Consider the following 19,895-nt stretch of genomic DNA (forward strand, 5'->3'; position numbering starts at 1 on the left):
GTAGCCGATAAAGGCGGCCGGGTCTCCGAAGGAAGGGGGTAGGCAGGATGTCCGGTCATTCCAAGTGGGCTAACATAAAGCACAAAAAGGCCAAGGCCGACGCTCAGCGTGGCGCGGCATTCACCAAAGCGGCGCGCGAGTTGATCGTCGCTGTCAAACAGGGTGGCCCTGACCCCGAAGCCAACTTCAGGCTGAGAATGGCTATTCAGGATGCGAAATCCGTGAACATGCCCAACGAGACGATGCAGCGCGCCATCAAGAAAGCGGCAGGCGATTCCGACGGCGTGAGCTACGAGGAGATCGTCTACGAAGGATACGGCCCTGCGGGTGTGGCTCTGATAGTGGAAGCTACCACCGACAACCGCAACCGAACCGCGTCCGACGTCCGCTACATCTTCTCGCGGCACGGGGGGAACCTGGGCGAGACTGGCTGCGTGGGCTGGATGTTCGACCGCAAGGGGTCGATAACCATCGATAAAGAGAGCTTCGCCGGCGGCGAAGACGCCATGATGATGATCGCGATGGACTCGGGAGCTGAGGATCTCAAGGAGTACGAAGAGCACTACGAGATTCTCACGTCCCCGGAAGATCTCGACACAGTGAGAAAAGCTGTGGAGCGTGCAGGCGTGGAGTATTCGGGTGTCAGGATCATCAGTGTTCCGAAGGCCCTCATGACCCTGAATCTCAAAGAGGCCATATCAGCGATGAAGATCGTGGATGCCCTTGATGAGCACGATGATATCCAACACGTGTATCACAACTTCGACATTCCCGATGAAGTTCTTGAGCAGCTTGAGAGGGATGACGACTAGGGCGTGCCCAACACGCTGGGATGGCGACCACGCGCGTGGCGTGGCCGCTTTTCTATGTAGGCGGGCAGGCGCAGGGATCTGCTGGGGTGTGAGCGGACGCGGGGGTGAGGCAGGTGCTGGTTCTGGGCATTGACCCTGGGACTGCCACAACAGGCTACGGGCTGGTGCGGGAGAGGTGCGGCAAGCTTGAATGCATTGGAATGGGCTGTGTTCTCACCAAGGCGGGAACTCCCCTTCCCGAGCGGTTGGAGTCCATATTCGACCAGCTCTCGGCTATCATCGCGGACGAGAAACCGGATTGCGCTGCAGTGGAGAAGCTCTTCTTCAACACGAACGCTACGAGCGCGCTTGCTGTGGGGCACGCTAGAGGCGTGGCGCTTCTGGCGTGCCAAAGGGCAGGATTGCCAGTGGCGGAGTATACTCCTCTTCAGGTGAAACTGGCTGTCGCCGGTTTCGGTAGGGCCGACAAGAAGCAGATACAGAGCATGGTGAAGCTTCTGATGTCACTCCCTGAGGAACCTAAGCCTGACGATGCAGCAGACGCTCTGGCGATCGCCATCTGCCACATCAACACAGCGCCGTATTTTGCGAGAGCATGCTTGGATGGTGATCTGAGGTCATGATATCGCAGTTGCGTGGAAGAGTAGCCGCGCTGGAGCGTGATGCAGTGGTGCTCGATGTGGGCGGGATCGGGTTTCGCGTTTCCGTGCCTGCCGGAACCCGTGCGTCCTTGGGGCGGGTGGGCGAAGAGGTTCGACTGCTCACCACAATGGTGATCAGGGAGGGCTTCGTGGGCCTGTACGGATTTGAGACATCCGAAGAGCGCGGGCTATTCGAAATGCTCCGAGATGTGAGCGGGATCGGACCCAAGACCGCCCTATCCATACTGTCGACTCTCCCCCCAGATCGTCTCATTCTGGCGATATCTTCAGGCGACATCCGCACGCTTTCTACAGCTCCCGGCGTGGGCAAAAGGACTGCAGAGAGGCTTGCCGTCGAGTTGCGCGGCAAGGTGGGCGAGCTTGCTCCAGCCGACGCTGCGCCCGATTCAGGAGCTGACTACGGCAGCGGGCAGGTTGGAGATGCCATAAGCGCTCTCGTGTCCTTAGGCTACTCACCAGTGGAGGCAGAGCGGGCGGTGGCGACCGCCGTTGCCGCGGGCTGCTCAGGCGAGGCATCGGTTATCATTCGCGCTGCCCTTTCCCGCCTAGCCCGAACAGAATGATCAGGGGGTTGCCGAGCCATGGATGATCAAGATGACAGGATGGTAGCGGGAGCGCAGACCGGTGAGGATGGCGCCTCAGAGCTGAGCTTGCGCCCGAAGAAGCTCGCAGAGTTCATAGGGCAAGACAGAGTAAAGGAAAGCCTGTCCATATTCATAAGAGCCGCTCTTGCCCGTAATGAGACCCTCGACCACGTGCTGTTCTACGGGCCTCCTGGGCTCGGGAAGACGACTCTAGCTGCGATAGTCTCGAATGAGATGGGTGTGAGGTTCAGAGTGACTTCGGGGCCTGCAATAGAGCGTGCAGGGGATCTGGCAGCCATACTCACGAATCTAGGCCCCGGAGATGTTCTATTCATCGATGAGATACACAGGCTGAACAAGGCTGTTGAGGAAGTCCTGTACCCTGCCATGGAGGACTACGCCCTCGACATCATCATAGGGAAGGGCCCCTCCGCCAGGTCGATCCGGATCGATCTCCCCCGGTTCACGCTTGTGGGGGCGACCACGCGAGCCGGACTGATATCCCATCCCCTGCGCGACCGGTTCGGGGTCATCCACAGGCTGGAGTTCTACACAGTGGACGAGCTGGCCACTATCGTATCGAAGTCAGCTGATATCATGGGAATACGAATCGACAGGAACGGCGCCTATGAGATCGCCAGGCGTTCAAGGGGCACGCCGCGAGTGGCCAACAGGATGCTGAGGCGCGTTCGAGATTATGCGCAGGTAGTTGCGGACGGCGCAATAACCCTAGCAGTGGCGGGCGACGCGCTCTCCATGTTCGAAGTCGATGGCCTAGGCCTCGACCGGCTCGATAGGAAGATCCTCTCCACCATAATCGACAAGTTCGGCGGAGGCCCTGTAGGAATCGAGACCATAGCTGCATCAATCAACGAAGAGCGGGACACCATCGAAGATGTGTACGAGCCCTACCTACTGCAGCTCGGATTCCTGGATAGAACCCCGCGTGGGCGCGTCGCCACGGTGAGAGCATACGGCCACATGGGTCGGCAGTTGCCTGAAGGCAATCAAGATGGGCAGGCGACTCTGCTTTGAAGATCTTGCTCCATTCATGCTGCGCTCCGTGCACCACCTACTCACTGGAGGCGCTCAGGGCCTCAGGCCATGATGTCCTGGGTTACTTCAGGAACCCCAATATTCACCCATACACTGAGCACCGCCGCCGCGTTGATACGTTCAAGGCGTACTGCGCCGCGGTGGGCCACGAGGCGATTATCGACGAGGCGTATGGATTGCGGGAGTATCTCGCTGCAGTTGGATCAGATATCGACAACCGCTGCGAGGTGTGCTACCGAATGCGGCTTGGTCCCGCAGCCGCCATTGCCGCCGAGAGAGGCTGCGATGCTTTCACTACAACGCTCCTGATAAGCCCATACCAGAACCACGAGCTTCTCAGGAAGGTGGGAGAAGCCGAAGGCGCCCTTGCGGGGGTGGCTTTTGCGTATTTCGACTTCCGACCGGGATACAGGAGGAGCGTCGAGATGTCGAAGGAAATGGGCCTCTACCGCCAACCATACTGTGGCTGCATTTTCAGTGAGGAAGAGCGGTACTCGAAAGCCTTCCGGCGGCGGCCTGAGTGAGGCCTGCTGCATACGGCGGAACCTGCATGGGAACGGTAGTGTACGTGATCCCTGCAGTCCGCATGTGAGGTTGATGCGGATTGGCCCTTGTAAGATGTGAGGGTGTTATCCTCAGGGTTCGTGATTACGGCGAGGCGGACAGGATCATTACTGTGCTTTCCGGCCCTGAAGGCAAGTTCGATGCGGTTGCCCGCGGTGCGCGGAGGCCGAGGAGCCGGATGGTCGGCGTCACTCAGCAGTTCTCACAGGCGGCTCTTCTGCTATTCCGGGGGAAGAACCTGGATACTTTGAGCACAGCGGAGCTCGTGTCTGCACATCTGAACCTATCATCGGATGTGCTGCGCATGGCATACGCCTCATACGTTGCTGAACTCATCGACAAGATGACTGGCGAACGCGAGAGGAATGATCACCTGTACCACCTGGTCGTTGCCACATTTGACGCGCTTGACTCGCTCAGCTGTGACCCGGCTCATGTGGCGCTTGCTTTCGAGGTCAAGTTCATGAGCCTGATAGGTTTCAGGCCTGAGCTGTGGAAATGCGTGGGGTGTGGAGCTTCGGCGGAGGCCTCTGGCTGGTTCGGGCCTGAAGCAGGGGGCCTTCTGTGCGACCGCTGCAGGCAGCGGGATCGCGGCAACGTGCCGTTTGGAACAGAATCCCGGCAGGCTGCCATCGCGATGCTCACATTGGGATATGGCCAGATATGCCTGGAGATGGCTGAACCGGGCGGCACGACCCAACTGCAGATGGCGCTACGGTCCTACGTGGACCATCGGGTGGAGCGCAGGCTGCGTTCGCTTGACTTCATCGAAGATCTCAGAACGATGGAGCGGGGGGAAAACCGGTGAAAGTGGACCTCAACAAGATAGATCAGCTTCGGGAGAGGATCGATCTGAGCTACGAGGAGGCGGTGGCCTACCTCGAGGCAGCAGGCGGAGACCTTGTACGTGCTCTTGTCACGGCTGAGCGTGACTTCGTTGCCAGTTCAGCTGCTGACGGGGAAAAGCCTGAGGCTGTTTTCGAGGACGCGGGCGAGCCTGCTGGGGACGGGTTCGGGGCAAAGTGGATCGACAGAGTGTCGAGCCTGATGCGCAAGGGGTCCTCGATGAGGCTTGTTGTGGAGCGCGATGGAACCCAGTTCGCCAGTGTTCCCGTGGCGGCAGGAGTAATCGGGATCATGTGGGCGCCGGAGCTGGCAGCTGTGGGCGCATTTGCTGCGCTTGCCTCGCGGTGCTCTGTCCGGATCGAGGATCCAAATCCAGGCACTGCGCCTAGGACCGGCGGTGATTGACAGGCTCAGGAGTGTTTGCTATAGTGAGGGCACATAAACACCCCCGGTGTTTCGGGAGTATGGCCTCTCGTCCCCATGGAACCTCAGGGGCGGAGGCTTTTTTCATGGAGGTGGGCGGTCAGAGTTGAAGAGTGTCTCCGTCCTCTACAGGCGGGCCCTTCCAATGGCTTTTCGCAGTCACCGGCGGTACCTGCTGTTTGCCGGTGTGCTGTTCAGCGCCTGCATCGTCATTGGCTACAGGGGATACTCCGGCTCCGGTGATTCGCTTCCGTGGGTTTTCGCAAGCCTTGTGAGGCTGAAGGACAGCATGGCCACTGCCTCTCCGGGGCGGAGGATCCTGATTCTGTTCTGGAACAACTTCAGGGTGACTCTGATCTCCGTGGGTTTGGGCTGGCTTTTGGGACTAGTCCCCCTCGTAAGCCTCGCATTGAACGGCGTCATCATCGGGGTGGGAGTCAGGTCGATGATGCTGAGATCAGGGGCATCTCTGCCTGCAGTGGCAGCATCCTTCGCGGCTCATGGGCTGTTCGAGCTGCCAGCCTTCGTGGCCGGGCAGGCAGTGGGCATTAGGATAGGGTTCCTGACGCCTCTCGCCTGGCGGGGGAAAGGCGGGGCTCCGGATCTCGGTCGCGCAGTTGCAGAGGGAGTGACGATACTGGTTCTGTTCGTCGTGCCTCTTCTGGCTCTCGCAGCTGTTCTGGAGCTTGAGGTGAGCCCCGCAGTGCTCAGGATGGCAGCCCCTGTCCTCAAGTAGTCGTCCCTGTAGGTGAATGGGAGGGAACGTGCTTGAACTTTCAGGACCTAATAGTAAGACTGGAGCATTACTGGGCCAGCCATGGCGTCACGATACAGCAACCTTACGTGATCGAGGTTGGGGCCGGCACCATGAGCCCGCATACGTTCCTCCGGGTTCTCGGGACCCGTCCGTGGAATGTGGCATATGTGCAGCCTTCGCGGAGACCTGCAGATGGCAGATACGGCGAAAACCCGAACCGCCTGTTCCAGCATCACCAGTGCCAAGTGATCCTTAAACCAAGTCCAGACGATGTGCAGGACCTCTACCTGGGTAGCCTCGCTGAAATCGGCCTCAACCCTCTCGAACACGACATCAGGTTCGTGGAGGACAACTGGGAGGCTCCTACGCTGGGCGCATGGGGCGCCGGGTGGGAAGTGTGGCTCGATGGAATGGAGATAACCCAGTTTACGTACTTTCAGCAGGTGGGCGGCATGGACGTGAAGCCCGTGTCGGCAGAGATCACCTATGGGCTGGAGAGGCTCTCCATGTACCTGCAGGGCGTTGACAACGTGTACGATCTGGAATGGGCCAACGGGCTATCCTATGGGGAGGTCTATCGTCAGGCGGAATTCGAGTTCTCAAAGTACGCGTTCGAGCTGGCTGATGTGGATGCCCTGCGTGGATCGTTCGATAGTTGCGAGCACGAGGCCATTCGATGTGTTGAGGCAGGCCTCTTGCTCCCTGGATACGACTACGTGCTGAAATGCTCCCACGTGTTCAACCTGATGGATGCGAGGGGCGCCTTTGGCGTCGCTCAGCGAGCCGCGTACATGGCTCGAGTCCGCGCGCTTGCGCGAAAGGTCGCAGTGGCCTGGGTTAAGCGCGAGAGGGAGGAGGCCCCGACGAACGATGGTGAGTGAACGGAAAGACGCCGTTCTAGAGATCGGGATGGAAGAGATCCCCGCAAGGTTCATGCGCCAGGCCATAGAGGATGCGAGAGCTCGCGCGGTGGAACTCCTCGCCGCGGCGCGACTCGATGCCGACAAGGTGCTGGCCTTGGGCAGCCCAAGAAGGATAGCCGTGTACCTAGAGGGAGTGGCGCCGTCACAGCCTGACCTCATGAGGGAACTCCGCGGTCCCGCGGCAGCTGCCGCCTACGGCCCGGACGGCCTCCCAACCAAGGCGGCGGTGGGGTTTGCGAGATCAGCTGGTGTGAGCGTGGGGTCACTGGAGAGGCGCGCGACCGCCGGAGGGGAGTACATGTTCGCCCATGCGGTGGAGCCTGGCCGCAGCGCGGAGGCTGTACTCACTGAGATATTCCCTCAGATCATCTCGGCCTTATCATTTCCGAAGTTGATGAGATGGGGTTCGCACGACTACAGGTATGTTCGCCCGATAAGGTGGATACTGGCCCTTCACGGCGGGGACATTGCGAACTTCCAGTGGCACGACATTAGGAGCGGTCGGACCACGATGGGACACCGCACCCTCGCCCCAGGCCTGTGCGAGATCCGGTCGGCTTCCGAATACTGCGACCGTCTCCGCGAGATAGGTGTAATGCTCGATCCCGAGGCGCGCACCGACTCCATACGGGAGCAGGCGAATGTGTTAGCACTAGCCCACGGAGGTAAGGCGATAATCGATCCCGAGCTTCTTGAGGAGGTCACGTTCCTTGTGGAGTGGCCCACCGCCTTCGTGGGAGCGTTCTCCAGGGAGTATCTCGACCTGCCTGAGGCGTGTGTGATTACTCCGATGAAGGATCACCAGCGCTACTTTCCAGTGCGCGATGGCAACGGCGTGCTCTTGCCGCTGTTTATCGCCATCCGCAATGGAGGAGACTACTGCCTCGACACCGTGAGGGCGGGGAACGAGAAGGTCCTAGCGGCGCGGCTCGCCGACGCCAAGTTCTTCTACGATGAGGACATGCGCACCCCTCTCCAGGACAGAATCGAAGCACTTCGTGAGCTGGCCTTTCAGGAGAAACTGGGGACAATGTATGAGAAGGCCGAGAGAGACCGCGAACTCGTTACGGTGCTTCTCTCGGGTGACGCTGCTCTTGCTGCTGCCCAGAGAGCTGCCGAGCTTGCAAAGGCCGACCTAGTCACCTCAGTGGTGCGCGAGTTCACCGAACTTCAGGGGGTCATGGGCAGGGAATACGGGATCAGGCAGGGCGAAGCGCCGGACGTCGCGCAGGCCGTGTTCGAGCACTACCTGCCGAGATTTGCAGGGGACGCCCTTCCGGCGACCCGCGCAGGCGCAGCTCTGTCGGTTGCAGACAAGATAGACACCATAGTAGGCTACTTCGGGCTGGGCCTGATCCCCACCGGATCGGCGGACCCGTATGCTCTGCGCCGGCAGGCGGCAGGGCTTGTCGCAGTGCATTCACAGTGGAGGTTCGATCTGGGCCTTGATGCCCTTGCGGAGAAGGCCGCAGAGCTGTACGATACTGCGGGGACGCTGGGTGAAACCCGTGAGAAGACAGTGGCTGATGTCATGGAGTTCCTCCGGGCGAGGGTGAAGGCAGCGCTGGAAGAGGCCGGGATCAGATACGACATAGCCGATGCGGCGCTTGCTTCCGGAGTGGCGCGCCCCGGATCAGTGTTCGAGCGGGCGAGAGCGCTAAGCGCAGTAGCGGATGAGGCTTGGTTCCTAGCCCTCGCTACTGCGGCCTGCCGAGTGAGGAACATAGCTGGAAACACGGAGTCGGCCTGTTTCACCACAGAGCGCTTCGAGGATGCGGCCGAATCCGCCCTGTACGATGCAATGAGGCAGTTGGAAGCGGACATACGTCCGATCGTCGGAGGCGGAGGAACCTCGCACGGGGCATTCGTGGATTCCGCAGCCTATCAGTCGAGCCTTGAGCGGATGAGCAGAGTGACTCAGGCGGTGAACGATTACTTCCAGGCAGTGATGGTCATGGCGCCGGACCCACAGGTGAGGGAGAACCGACTTACGATGCTAAGGTGGGTCCAGAGTATTCTCTTCTCAGTCGGGGATTTCTCGCGGGTAGTGTTCAGCGCGAAAGAGAGCTAATCGCGGGAGAGGATATTCCGTACGGAAGTCGAATTCGATGCAACTTGATGGACAGCGTATTGCATGGAATAGGAGGATCAACATGGGAGAGTGCAAGAAGCCAAAGCATGTGTACTACTTCGGAGGCGGCAAGGCTGAGGGAACAGGTGAGATGAAGAACCTCCTTGGGGGCAAAGGGGCTGGTCTGGCTGAGATGGTCAACCTTGGCATCCCGGTGCCGCCAGGGTTCACTATCACCACGGAGGTATGCACCGCTTATTACACGAACGACCGATCCTGGCCTGAGGGCCTCACGGAGCAGGTGGATGAGGACCTTTCCCGCCTTGAGAAGGACATGGGGGCCAGGTTTGCAGACCTGGACAATCCGCTGCTCGTCTCGGTCAGGTCAGGCGCTCGCGTGTCGATGCCGGGGATGATGGACACCATCCTCAACCTCGGGCTCAACGACTCGACTGTGCAGGGCCTGATCAAGAAGTCGGGAAACCCCAGGTTTGCCTATGACAGCTACCGCAGATTCATCCAGATGTACTCCGATGTGGTGCTCGGCGTGGAGCACGGCCTCTTCGAGCATGCTCTGACCGAGGCGAAGAAGGCGAGAGGCGCTAAACTCGACACTGAGCTCAACACGGAAGACCTGGTTGGCCTGGTCGCGGAGTACAAGAAGATAGTCCGCGAGCACACGGGCGTGGACTTCCCGGATGACCCCAAGGAGCAGCTCCGCGGGGCGATCGACGCCGTATTCGGGTCGTGGAACAACCAGCGCGCCATTACATATCGGAAACTCAACAACATCGCAGGCGACTGGGGAACAGCCGTCAACGTTCAGGCGATGGTCTTCGGCAACATGGGAGAGACTTCAGGCACGGGAGTCGCATTCACTCGTGACCCAGCCACTGGCGAGGGCGTGTTCTACGGCGAGTATCTCATGAATGCACAGGGAGAGGACGTAGTGGCAGGCATCCGCACTCCCCAGCCCATAAGCACCCTCAAAGACAGGATGCCGGAGATCTATGCCGAGCTTGTAAAGATCTACAAGGTTCTCGAGAATCATTACAAGGACATGCAGGACATCGAGTTCACCATACAGGAAGGCCGCTTGTTCATGCTCCAGACCCGGACCGGGAAGAGGACAGGACCGGCCGCTGTTCGAATTGCCGTTGAACTGGTGAAGGAGGGGCTCATCGACGAGAAGACCGCGGTGCTCCGCGTTCCTCCCGCACATCTCGATCAGCTTCTGCACCCAATGATCGACCCCAAGGCCAAGGTGCAGGTCATTGGCAAAGGCCTTCCGGCATCGCCTGGCGCCGCAGTCGGTCGCATCGTGTTCACTGCTGAGGCTGCCGAGGAGTGGGCATCCCGCGGCGAGAAGGTAATCCTGGTGAGGACTGAGACTTCTCCCGAGGACATAGGCGGAATGGACGCCGCAGTTGGCATCCTCACCGCCAGAGGCGGCATGACCTCTCACGCTGCAGTGGTTGCACGTGGAATGGGGACCTGCTGTGTAGCAGGGTGCGGAGCTCTGATGGTGAATGAGAAGCAGAAGAAGCTCACGTGCGGTGCGATGGCCCTCGAGGAGGGGGATTGGATCACACTCAACGGTTCAACGGGAGAGGTAATACTGGGCAAGGCCCCCCTGGCTCAGCCGGCGCTCACAGGCAACTTTGGCAAGCTGATGGAGTGGGCCGACAAGTACCGCGCTCTCAAGATACGCACTAACGCCGACACCCCGAAGGACGCGAAGCAGGCGCGGGCGTTCGGCGCCGAGGGAATCGGCCTGACCCGCACAGAGCATATGTTCTTCGCCGAGGATAGGATTCGCGCTATGCGCGAGATGATCCTGTCAGATACTGAGGAGCAGAGGCGCACATCACTTGCCAAGCTGCTCCCATTCCAGAAAGGCGACTTCATAGGCATCTTCAGAGAGATGGCCGGGCTGCCGGTAACCATCAGGCTCCTGGACCCTCCTCTACATGAGTTCCTTCCTACCCACGATCAGAAGAAGCAGATCGAGGAGATCGCGGCTGAGATGGGGATCTCCGAGGACAAGGTGCTTGAGCGCATCGAATCCCTGCATGAGCTCAACCCGATGCTCGGCTTCCGTGGTTGCCGCCTCGGCGTGGTGTTCCCTGAGATCTTCGAGATGCAGGTGAGGGCGATTTTCGAAGCCGCCTGCGAGCTTACCCGGGAGGGAGTCGCTGTCCTTCCTGAGGTCATGATACCGCTGGTGGGAACCACCGGAGAGATGAAGATGATCAAGGAATACTCAGTCCGCGTAGCTGAGGAGACGATCAAGGAGTATGGAGTCGATCTCCACTACATGGTCGGAACGATGATCGAAATCCCTCGCGCCACTGTGATCGCTGACAAGATCGCGGAGGATGCGGAGTTCTTCTCGTTTGGCACCAACGACCTCACCCAGATGACCTTCGGGTACAGCCGGGACGATGCCGGCAAGTTCCTCAAAGACTACACCGACAAGAACGTGCTGAAGAGCGATCCGTTCCAGTCCCTTGACCAGGAAGGCGTTGGTCAGCTTGTCAAGATGGGTGTTAAGCTTGGCCGCGCAACAAAGCCCGACCTCAAGATAGGCGTGTGCGGTGAGCATGGTGGAGACCCTGATTCGGTCGACTTCTTCCACCGGGCGGGCCTGAACTACGTGAGCTGCTCGCCGTTCAGGGTGCCGATCGCGAGGCTCGCCGCGGCGCAGGCGCAGATCAAGAACCCCAGGAAGTAACGGATGAGCGAGGCGGGCAAGAAGGATAAACCGCCCTCCGGATCAAATACCCCCGCATGGGGGATTCGCACGGCCCACGCGGAGTAAGCCCCGCGTGGGCCGTGCGCGGCCTCAGGTGAGCTATTGGAGGGATGCACGGTGAGTATCAGAGAGAGGATAGAGGCGGAGGAGGCCCAGCGGCTCTCCCCCTACGCCGCACTCGCCCGCGAATCCCGCGGACGCGATAGGTCCGAGGCGCCTGACGCATTCCGCACCTGCTATCAACGGGACAGGGACAGGATCATTCACTGCAAAGCCTTCAGGAGGCTCAAGCACAAGACCCAAGTGTTCTACTCGCCTGAAGGAGATCACTACCGTACCAGGCTCACACATACCCTCGAGGTATCGCAGATCGCCCGGACGGTCGCGCGAGCTCTGTCGCTGAACGAGGATCTCACAGAGGCCATATCCCTCGGTCATGACCTTGGGCATACTCCATTCGGCCACTCCGGGGAGGCGGCACTAAACGCGGTGCTCGAGGGAGGATTTCGCCATAATGAGCAGAGCCTGCGTGTGGTGGAGTTCATTGAGCGAAGGGAGAACCATGAAGAGCGAGGATTGAACCTCACCTGGGAGGTGCGGAATGGCATTGTGTGCCACTCCGCAGAATGGCCGGAGTACGCAGTGACCCTAGAGGGGCAGGTGGTGAGATACGCCGACAAGATTGCGTATGTGAACCATGATGTGGATGATGCTATAAGGGCAGGGATAATCACCGAGAGCGCGATTCCCGATGAGGCCAGGCGCACTCTGGGAATGAGCAGGGCCGAGAGGCTTGATACGCTGGTAGGAGACTTGATCGAGAACAGCTCTGGCCAGCCCAACGTCGTGCTAAGCCCCGAGGTTGCAGAGGGTATGGCGGTACTCCGTGAGTTCATGTTCGAACGGGTGTACACCGGCTCTGCGGCGAAAACAGAGGCGGAGAAGGCCAAGGCGCTTCTCATTCAGCTCTACTACTACTACATTGACCATGTGAATGAGCTCACTTGCGATTCGGGTGAGCCATCCGCGCCTGGCGACCCTGTGCAGACAGCTGTGGATTACATCGCGGGCATGACTGATCAGTATGCAATGAAGCAGTGGATGTCCAGGTTCGTCCCGGCGCCATGGGCAGTCTACTAGTCTTGAGCCGAGCAGTCGCATAACACGGGCATCCTTCGAAAACATTAACCGTACTCTCACCGGAATGGCTTCGAAGCGGAAACATTGGGCATAGGAGAAGGGAAACGCAATCCTGGGTAGAATTATCGAGAAGCAATCAGGCGCTGTCAGCCGCGATCCGGACGTTCCTCGCTTCCGGGAGGTCGTGAATTCGGAAGCGGGGTTTTGTTTGACAGGACCAAATCGCGCCTTGCAGGATAACGACGACCGCCGGCGAACAATACCCCGGCAGGGGCTGGTCGATGAGTGATGACAGGTTCCAACTACCGGGATGAGTTGGTCGACAAAGTACGAGAATCCAACGACATAGTATCCGTGGTATCAGAGTATGTGAAGCTCAAGAAGATAGGGAACAGACACGTGGGGCTCTGTCCCTTTCACTCGGAGCGCACTCCGTCGTTCAGTGTATCCGCTGATAGGCAGCTTTTTTACTGTTTCGGTTGCCACATCGGTGGGAATGTGTTCACCTTCATCATGAAGATGGACGGGCTGACCTTCCAGGAGGCGGTGCGGCGCCTTGCAGAGCGGGCCGGATTGGACATATCGTCCAGGGAGGAAGCTCCACAGGAGCGGGCGGCCAGGGAGCGTCGAGAGCGTTCGTATGCTGTCAACGCATTGGCCATGGCATACTACAGGCAGGTGCTGATCCGCACGAAAGCCGCCCAGCAGGCTCGGGAGTATTTGGAGCGTCGAGGTGTTGGCCCGGAGGCGCAGGAGAGGTTTGCCATAGGTTATGCCCCTCAGACGTGGGATGCGCTCATAAGGGCGCTCGAAACCAAGGGCGTCACTGCGCAGGAGGTATGCGATGCAAGCCTCGGCGTGCCGAACTCGGATGAGCGCTCCCACGGGTCTCATGATCGGTTCCGGAACAGATTGATCTTTCCGATCGTTAATGTGTACGGTCGCGTGGTTGGGTTCGGCGGGCGCTCCCTAGGAGAGGATACTCCCAAATACCTGAACAGCCCGGAATCTGCCGTGTTCGCGAAGAGGGCCAACTTGTACGGGATCAATATTGCGGCTGATTCCATCCGAACCGCGGGGGATGCAGTGGTCGTGGAAGGCTACATGGATGTGGTGGCAGCTCACCAGGCTGGCGAGGGCAATGTGGTGGCGAGCCTAGGCACTGCGCTCACTCCCGAACAGGTGAGGCTGATTTCGAGATACGCGAGCCGCATAGTGATATGCTACGATGCGGATGCAGCCGGCGCCCAGGCGACTATGCGCGGTATCGGCACTGCGAGAGATGCTGGGCTTGAGGTGCGGGTGGCTTCTCTGCCAGATGGGCACGATCCGGATTCACTGGTGAGGGCAAAGGGAGGAGATGCGCTCCGCACTGCGATCCAGAGCGCGGTCCCCTTCGCTCGGCACCAGGTGGAGCGGGCCATTGCTCAGGCTGACCCGAGCGATTTCGAGAGTCGAGTCAGGGCAGCTCGGGCTGCAATCGAGGTTATTGCCGGCGTCGATGACGAGGTAGAGCGGACAGAGTACATCCGGGAGCTGTCAGGCAGGTTGCAGGTGGATCCGTCTGCGTTCACAACTGAAGTGAGGAAACAGAGGGCTAGGCGTGCGGCGCAGCAGCGTGAGGCGCGGGCAGGCGCCCGGCGGCCTGCCGCAGGCGCTGCGTCGAGAACGGTTCAGCCAGCCGCCGCCGAGTCGGTCGGCACGCTAGGCGCCGACGACTCCGTTTCAGAGAGCAAGGCATATCTTGAGGTTGAAAGCGCCCTGATTAGGCTCGCGGCGTTGGGCGCCACTAACCGCGCCAGGGTGATCAAGGAAGTGGGGCAGGATGGGTTCAGGGTCGCCGCAAACCAAGAGCTCTTCCGGCTTCTGTGTGAGCAGGGCATGAATTCGGACTCCCTATCCGCAGCTGAGCTGATCGATATGGTTCCTGCCGATCTGAAGAGCCACTCCGCAGCAGTCCTTTTCGGGGCGAAGCCCTGGGAGGGTGAGGCGAGTGCAGCGGAAAGAACCATTGCGGCATGGAGGCAGTTCACAATGAAGCGCCGCCTTTCGGAACTCGACGTGGAGATACGCGAGGCGGATGCGTCTGGCGAGGACCAGCGAGTGAGCGCACTTCAGCAAGAACAGCAGAGGCTTCGCGGGGCCTTAGGTCCTGATGTGACCATATACTAGGCAATCCATACATCCGGAGATGCACGCAGCTGTTCGGAAGGGGATTCGGAAGGTGAGGAGACTATGCCCAAGGAATTGACCGCGCCCGAGCTTAAGGAACTCGTTGCTAAAGGAAGAAAGCGGGGCGCCCTCACTTACCGTGAGATCATGGACGCGTTGCAGAATATCGACCTCACTACGGAGCAGATAGACGACATGTACGAGGTCCTGGCTGAACATGGCGTTGAGATCGTTGCGAGCGCTCCCGAAAGTAATGCTCCCGCGGATGTTCTGGAGCCAGAGGATGAAGTAGTGGAGCGGGAAGAGGATGTCGAAATCGATCTGACGGTTCCTGAGGGCATTGCAATAGATGATCCGGTGAGGATGTACCTTAAGGAGATCGGTAGAGTCCCGCTGCTCACAGCGGACGAGGAGGTAGATCTCGCCGAGAGGATCGAGGCTGGCGATGAGGATGCGAAGCGTCGGCTCACCGAGGCCAACCTGAGGCTTGTAGTGAGCATAGCGAAACGTTATGTCGGCAGAGGCATGCTCTTTCTCGACCTCATCCAGGAAGGCAACCTGGGGCTTCTCAAGGCAGTCGAGAAGTTCGACTACAGAAAGGGTTTCAAGTTCAGCACCTATGCCACCTGGTGGATTCGTCAGGCGATTACCAGGGCCATCGCAGACCAGGCTCGAACCATTAGGATACCTGTGCACATGGTCGAAACCATCAATAAGCTTGTTCGAGTTCAGCGCCAGCTCCTTCAGCAGCTGGGGCGGGAACCCATACCAGAGGAGATCGCTGACGAGATGGATCTCTCCGTTGAGCGCGTAAGGGAGATCATGAAGGTGGCGCAGGAGCCTGTGTCCCTTGAGACTCCCATAGGCGAGGAGGAGGATTCGCACCTAGGCGATTTCATCGAAGACGAAGACGCTCTGGCTCCGCCGGACGCCGCGGCATTTCGCCTTCTCAGAGAACAGCTGCAGGAAGTCCTGTTCACCCTGGCGCCGCGGGAAGAGAAGGTGCTGAGGCTCAGGTTCGGAATCGACGATGGGCGGGCGCGCACCCTGGAAGAGGTCGGGCAGGAGTTCGGGGTTACCCGCGAGAGAATCAGGCAGATTGAGGCGAAGGCTCTCCGGAAGCTCAGGCATCCAACTCGCAGCAAGAAGCTTAAGGACTTCCTGGAGTGAACTGAAACCAATGGGCCTGACGCCTTGACCCAGGGTCGCCAGTACAGTATAATAATCAAAGTGATCATTCCTCGATAGCTCAGCGGTAGAGCAACCGGCTGTTAACCGGTGGGTCGCAGGTTCGAATCCTGCTCGGGGAGCCATCGGGCCCATAGCTCAGCGGTAGAGCGGTCGGCTCATAACCGATTGGTCCCTGGTTCGAACCCAGGTGGGCCCACCATAATTGTGAACGGGGCGGACAGATGTCCGCTTCTTTGTTTTTCCTGGCAACAAGTCACAGTTTCGAATGAAGGAACTTGGCAAGCTCTGTAGAAGTACAATGAACGAGGTGCCGGAACCTGATAGTCTGCATCGGAGGCGAATCGCGTCTTGAGGCGCAAATGCGAAATCTGCGGCAAGGTGATTCCCAAAGATAGAGTCGAAGCGCTGCCAGAAACCAGGCGGTGTATCGAATGCGCAAGGACTCGTGGAACAGATGTATCTGCGAGGCGCATCGACGTTGGAATGGACCCGGATACCTATAAGGATCTTCTGGGAGCGGTCCGTAGTTGACCGCCGACATCCGGCTGTGCTACGATAACGGTTGGAGCAAGCAGCCTGAGTGGTCGCGGGCGGCGCAAGCCGCCTGAGGAAAGTCCGAGCTCCGCAGGGCAGGGTGCTGGGCAACGCCCAGTGAAGGTGACTTCAAGGAAAGTGCCACAGAAATCAAACCGCCTGTGCTCTCGTTTATTGCGAGGCGACAGGTAAGGGTGAAACGGTGCGGTAAGAGCGCACCAGCGTCCGGGCGACCGGGCGGCTAGGTAAACCCCACCCGGAGCAAGACCAAATAGGAGGGATACAGGGCTGCCCGCCCTTCCCTCGGGTTAGGTCGCATGAGGCTCGCGGCAACGTGAACCCAAGATAGATGATCACTCTCGACAGAACTCGGCTTACAGGGCTGCTTGTGGCCATCTGTGACGCCCGAGGCCGGCGCTATGCGGCCTACGGGCGTTGCCTCATTCATAGGGCGCTGAAAGGGAATACAGCGCAAACGTGGAAATCCACAGTGAATACCGCACCATACACTGACGAGGTTATCAATTAGAAACCTCATTGCGGTGATCCGCCTCGGTCATTGTTGACAGCCGATACGGTTCCATGGTATACGGATGTACATGGGTCAGCTCAGGCTGAACCCTGTGAACCGAAAGGGGGCAGTGCCACGAAAAAATGGGTTTGCACTGTGTGCGGTTACATCTACGATCCTGCAGAGGGAGATCCAGATGGCGGAGTAGCTCCAGGTACGCCTTTTGAGGAAATCTCGGACGATTGGGTCTGTCCCGAGTGTGGCGCTGGCAAAGACGCGTTCGAAGAGGCGTGATCGACTGTACTGCAGAAACCATTCACAGATAGGAGGCTTATGCCATTGGGAGCCAAGCTTGAGGGAACCAGAACATACACGAACATAATGGCCGCATTTGCTGGCGAGTCGCAGGCTAGGAATAAGTACAACTACTTCGCCGATATCGCGCGCAAGGAAGGCCTTGAGGGCATTGCCGCGATCTTCGAGGAGACTGCGGATAACGAGAAGGCTCATGCGAGAAGGCTTGCGGGGTTCGTGGGCCTAGTTTCCATAACCGAGAAGAACCTAGTCCACGCAGCCGAGGGCGAGAACTACGAGTGGACTAGCATGTATCCAGAATTCCAGCGGATCGCTCGAGAGGAAGGTTTTGACGACATCGCCGTAGTCTTCAAGGAGATCGGCGAGGTGGAGGAGGAGCACGAGAAGAGGTATAATGCACTCCTGTCCAACCTTCAGAACTGTAGGGTCTTCAAGAAGGACGAACCCATAAGGTGGAAGTGCCGGAACTGCGGGTATGTCCACGAGGGACCAGAGGCTCCGAAGTCCTGCCCCGCCTGCGGTTATCCCCAGTCCTACTATGAGGCGGCCTGCCGGAACTACTAGATTCCATCCGTAACTAGCCGAGCCTGAGAGGAGGCGCTGAAGTTGAAGCTATGGAGATGCGGAGTGTGCGGCTATGTGCACGATGGCGACACTCCTCCGGAGAAGTGCCCCAAGTGCGGCGCACCCAGGGAGAAGTTCTCGGAGATACCCCAGGCCGATGCAGACATGATCCGCAGATCGCGGTTCACGAATGACCTCCATTGCAAGCTGATAACGCTGATGGAAGAGGTTGGAAGGCTGGCGAATGCCGGCATCGAGGATAACCTGGACCCGCCATGCGTGGGAGTGTTCAAGCTCGCGAAGGAGCAGGCATGGATCATCGGGCAGGCGTCCAAGGCCGAGATCAGAGGCCACATAGGCAAGAGCAAATGGAGCTAGGCTAGCGTACATAGGCAGATGCTTTCGGATGCAAGGTGGTAGGGGCAGTGATCATCTCCTCTGCCACCTTGCCTTTTGCCTCCTGATCCTCACCTGGGCCAGTACAGTCTCCCGAGGTAGGCGACTCCGATGATGGCCGCGACGTGAAGGATCCACCAGCCCGCTCTGAGGAATTCCCAAACAGTGTTGTCAACGGGGTTCTTTACTGCACTGGTCATGTCATGTCCCTCCGACTTGTAAGCATCGTTTGACGACACATTCAGCTTTCCCATCTTCCCATGTAATATACGTCTTGGAACAATATTCCATAGATCTGGCCGAATATGTAGCGTGCTTCAGGTTATGATACCTAACGAGGTTTGCGACGGTCGAGCTAAGACCTGCGACGGATCTGGCCATAGGAGTTGTCGGGTTCGTCGTGCGTCGAGCAAAGGTTGGTTGTGATCGTATGCACGATCACAGCCGGCCGGAGCGAAGATCGTTGTAGGTGGCCCAACTTATGGCGGCGGTTGATGAGATCGTCGCTGTAGGGAAATCCATCTGCAGCGGTTGAGCTAAGATCGGCGTACGGGCGAAAGCGTGGTGCTGTAGTCGAGAGACTACAGTATGATGCCCAAGTCCGGACGTTGGTCGATCAAAGGTTGTTGTAGTCCGCGTAATGGCTGTTCGGCGCCGAGAGGTGTCGGATAGTCACGCAGCGGGGTGCAGCAGCCGGAGAGAAGATCGCCGCAGACCTCCTTTTATTTGCGTTCGAGGCCTAGTTGAGGCGGCTGCTGCCCACATTTGGCTCTAACCGGTGCGTTTCCCTGAGCATAAGCGCGCATGCTCGACGGTAAAATACTAGCAAGGGAGGGATGCGCGTGAAGGCGACAGGGATAGTGCGAAGGATAGACGACCTTGGAAGAGTAGTCATTCCCAAAGAGATCCGAAGGACCCTCCGAATACGCGAAGGGGACCCGCTTGAGATATTCACAGACCGCGAGGGCGAGGTCATCCTGAAGAAATACTCCCCAGTGGCTGATCTCGGGGAGTTTGCTCAGGAATACGCAGACTCACTTTGCGAGGGCGCCGGGCATATCGTGCTCATCGCAGATCAGGATGAGATAGTTGCCGTCGCTGGACTGCAGAAGAAGGGTTTCGTCGAGCGCAGGATCACAGAGCATGTGGAAGAGGTGATGCGCAACCGGAAGCCCGTACTTGCCAACACTCCGAACGAGAACCCTCCTGTGGAGGACATGGAATTCACAGCCCAGGTCATCGCACCGATAATTGTTGAGGGTGACATTGCTGGTGCAGTCATCCTTGTATCGAAGGACGGGCGCAACATGGGCGATCTTGAACTGAAGATGGCGGAGACTGCAGCGGGATTCCTCGCAAAGCAACTCAGTCAGTAGGTCTTGCCAGGATCGATCCGCAGACGGGATCCTTCTGAGATCCCGTTTTGTGTTTTCGTGGGGCGCGTTGGCCCACACAGTAGTCGCGAATATGCGTGTTGCTCGATTACGATACCACTCGGTGTGCGTCTGGCTGCTTCGAAGTGGAGCGGTTCGAGGCGTGCACGGAAATCCCGGCGATATCCAGCCATCAGCGCATAGTGAGCCCGGGAGGGGTCCGAAGGACAGAAGGGCGCCGCGTCG

18 protein-coding genes, 2 tRNA genes, 1 other RNA gene and 1 pseudogene are annotated in these 19,895 nt (G+C 58.9%); 21 read left to right on the plus strand and 1 reads right to left on the minus strand.

The genetic code is table 11. The features are described from left to right. Nucleotides 1-47 precede the first annotated feature (47 nt). From VB144_00215 to VB144_00310, 20 genes and pseudogenes are all read left to right on the plus strand, one after another. A complete protein-coding gene (locus VB144_00215) occupies nucleotides 48-812 on the plus strand; it encodes a YebC/PmpR family DNA-binding transcriptional regulator (GenBank protein MEA4882084.1) in 765 nt (254 codons plus the stop codon). A 113-nt stretch (nucleotides 813-925) separates the two neighbouring features. Next, nucleotides 926-1,435: a crossover junction endodeoxyribonuclease RuvC gene (ruvC, locus tag VB144_00220; GenBank protein MEA4882085.1), complete on the plus strand. Its 510-nt coding sequence runs from the start codon at nucleotides 926-928 to the stop codon at nucleotides 1,433-1,435. Next, entirely contained in the window at nucleotides 1,432-2,037 is a 606-nt protein-coding gene (gene ruvA, locus VB144_00225; protein ID MEA4882086.1) for a Holliday junction branch migration protein RuvA, read from the plus strand. Before ruvC ends, ruvA begins: the two co-directional genes overlap by 4 nt. A gap of 18 nt (nucleotides 2,038-2,055) precedes the next feature. Continuing rightward, nucleotides 2,056-3,093 (plus strand): Holliday junction branch migration DNA helicase RuvB, encoded by a 1,038-nt coding sequence (gene ruvB / locus VB144_00230; protein ID MEA4882087.1) that lies wholly within the window; start codon nucleotides 2,056-2,058, stop codon nucleotides 3,091-3,093. Next, entirely contained in the window at nucleotides 3,090-3,638 is a 549-nt protein-coding gene (locus VB144_00235; GenBank protein MEA4882088.1) for an epoxyqueuosine reductase QueH, read from the plus strand. The genes ruvB and VB144_00235 overlap by 4 nt, the downstream gene beginning before the upstream one ends. An 80-nt stretch (nucleotides 3,639-3,718) precedes the next feature. After that, entirely contained in the window at nucleotides 3,719-4,486 is a 768-nt protein-coding gene (gene recO, locus VB144_00240; GenBank protein MEA4882089.1) for a DNA repair protein RecO, read from the plus strand. Next, nucleotides 4,483-4,929 carry a DUF4342 domain-containing protein gene (locus VB144_00245; GenBank protein MEA4882090.1) on the plus strand — a complete coding sequence of 149 codons (447 nt, stop codon included), beginning with the start codon at nucleotides 4,483-4,485 and terminating at the stop codon, nucleotides 4,927-4,929. Before recO ends, VB144_00245 begins: the two co-directional genes overlap by 4 nt. Nucleotides 4,930-5,053: 124 nt before the next feature. Then, nucleotides 5,054-5,683 (plus strand): stage II sporulation protein M, encoded by a 630-nt coding sequence (locus VB144_00250; protein ID MEA4882091.1) that lies wholly within the window; start codon nucleotides 5,054-5,056, stop codon nucleotides 5,681-5,683. A 32-nt stretch (nucleotides 5,684-5,715) separates the two neighbouring features. After that, entirely contained in the window at nucleotides 5,716-6,585 is an 870-nt protein-coding gene (locus VB144_00255) for a glycine--tRNA ligase subunit alpha (GenBank protein ID MEA4882092.1), read from the plus strand. Continuing rightward, a complete protein-coding gene (glyS, locus tag VB144_00260; protein ID MEA4882093.1) occupies nucleotides 6,575-8,698 on the plus strand; it encodes a glycine--tRNA ligase subunit beta in 2,124 nt (707 codons plus the stop codon). The genes VB144_00255 and glyS overlap by 11 nt, the downstream gene beginning before the upstream one ends. A gap of 82 nt (nucleotides 8,699-8,780) precedes the next feature. Then, a complete protein-coding gene (gene ppdK, locus VB144_00265; GenBank protein MEA4882094.1) occupies nucleotides 8,781-11,432 on the plus strand; it encodes a pyruvate, phosphate dikinase in 2,652 nt (883 codons plus the stop codon). A gap of 138 nt (nucleotides 11,433-11,570) precedes the next feature. Continuing rightward, the gene (locus tag VB144_00270; protein ID MEA4882095.1) at nucleotides 11,571-12,593 is read left to right on the plus strand and encodes a deoxyguanosinetriphosphate triphosphohydrolase; all 1,023 of its coding nucleotides are present in this window, start codon (nucleotides 11,571-11,573) and stop codon (nucleotides 12,591-12,593) included. Nucleotides 12,594-12,881: 288 nt separating this feature from the next. Then, nucleotides 12,882-14,765 (plus strand): DNA primase, encoded by a 1,884-nt coding sequence (dnaG, locus tag VB144_00275; GenBank protein ID MEA4882096.1) that lies wholly within the window; start codon nucleotides 12,882-12,884, stop codon nucleotides 14,763-14,765. 63 nt (nucleotides 14,766-14,828) lie between these two features. Then, nucleotides 14,829-15,935: an RNA polymerase sigma factor RpoD gene (rpoD, locus tag VB144_00280; GenBank protein MEA4882097.1), complete on the plus strand. Its 1,107-nt coding sequence runs from the start codon at nucleotides 14,829-14,831 to the stop codon at nucleotides 15,933-15,935. Nucleotides 15,936-16,003: 68 nt separating this feature from the next. Then, nucleotides 16,004-16,078: transfer RNA gene (locus VB144_00285), tRNA-Asn, on the plus strand. Between the two features lie 2 nt (nucleotides 16,079-16,080). Beyond that, nucleotides 16,081-16,155 (plus strand) — tRNA-Ile (locus tag VB144_00290). Nucleotides 16,156-16,524: 369 nt separating this feature from the next. After that, nucleotides 16,525-16,883, plus strand: an RNA gene (gene rnpB, locus VB144_00295) — RNase P RNA component class A. 256 nt (nucleotides 16,884-17,139) lie between these two features. Continuing rightward, nucleotides 17,140-17,295, plus strand: a pseudogene (locus VB144_00300) (rubredoxin). 87 nt (nucleotides 17,296-17,382) lie between these two features. Further along, nucleotides 17,383-17,880 (plus strand): rubrerythrin family protein, encoded by a 498-nt coding sequence (locus VB144_00305; GenBank protein ID MEA4882098.1) that lies wholly within the window; start codon nucleotides 17,383-17,385, stop codon nucleotides 17,878-17,880. Between the two features lie 42 nt (nucleotides 17,881-17,922). Further along, nucleotides 17,923-18,258, plus strand: coding sequence for a rubredoxin (locus VB144_00310; protein MEA4882099.1), 336 nt, complete (start codon nucleotides 17,923-17,925; stop codon nucleotides 18,256-18,258). Nucleotides 18,259-18,347: 89 nt separating this feature from the next. Here the strand turns inward: VB144_00310 and VB144_00315 are convergent, their stop codons facing one another. Continuing rightward, complete coding sequence (locus VB144_00315; protein ID MEA4882100.1) at nucleotides 18,348-18,476, minus strand: hypothetical protein; 129 nt, start codon at nucleotides 18,474-18,476, stop codon at nucleotides 18,348-18,350. 642 nt (nucleotides 18,477-19,118) lie between these two features. On the opposite strand from VB144_00315, the gene spoVT reads away from it, so the two are divergent. Continuing rightward, nucleotides 19,119-19,652, plus strand: a complete 534-nt coding sequence (spoVT, locus tag VB144_00320) for a stage V sporulation protein T (protein MEA4882101.1) — start codon at nucleotides 19,119-19,121, stop codon at nucleotides 19,650-19,652. Nucleotides 19,653-19,895 lie beyond the last annotated feature (243 nt).

The organism is Clostridia bacterium (assembly GCA_034926675.1).
Classification (GTDB): Bacteria; Bacillota; DTU025; order DTU025; family DTU025; genus JAYFQW01.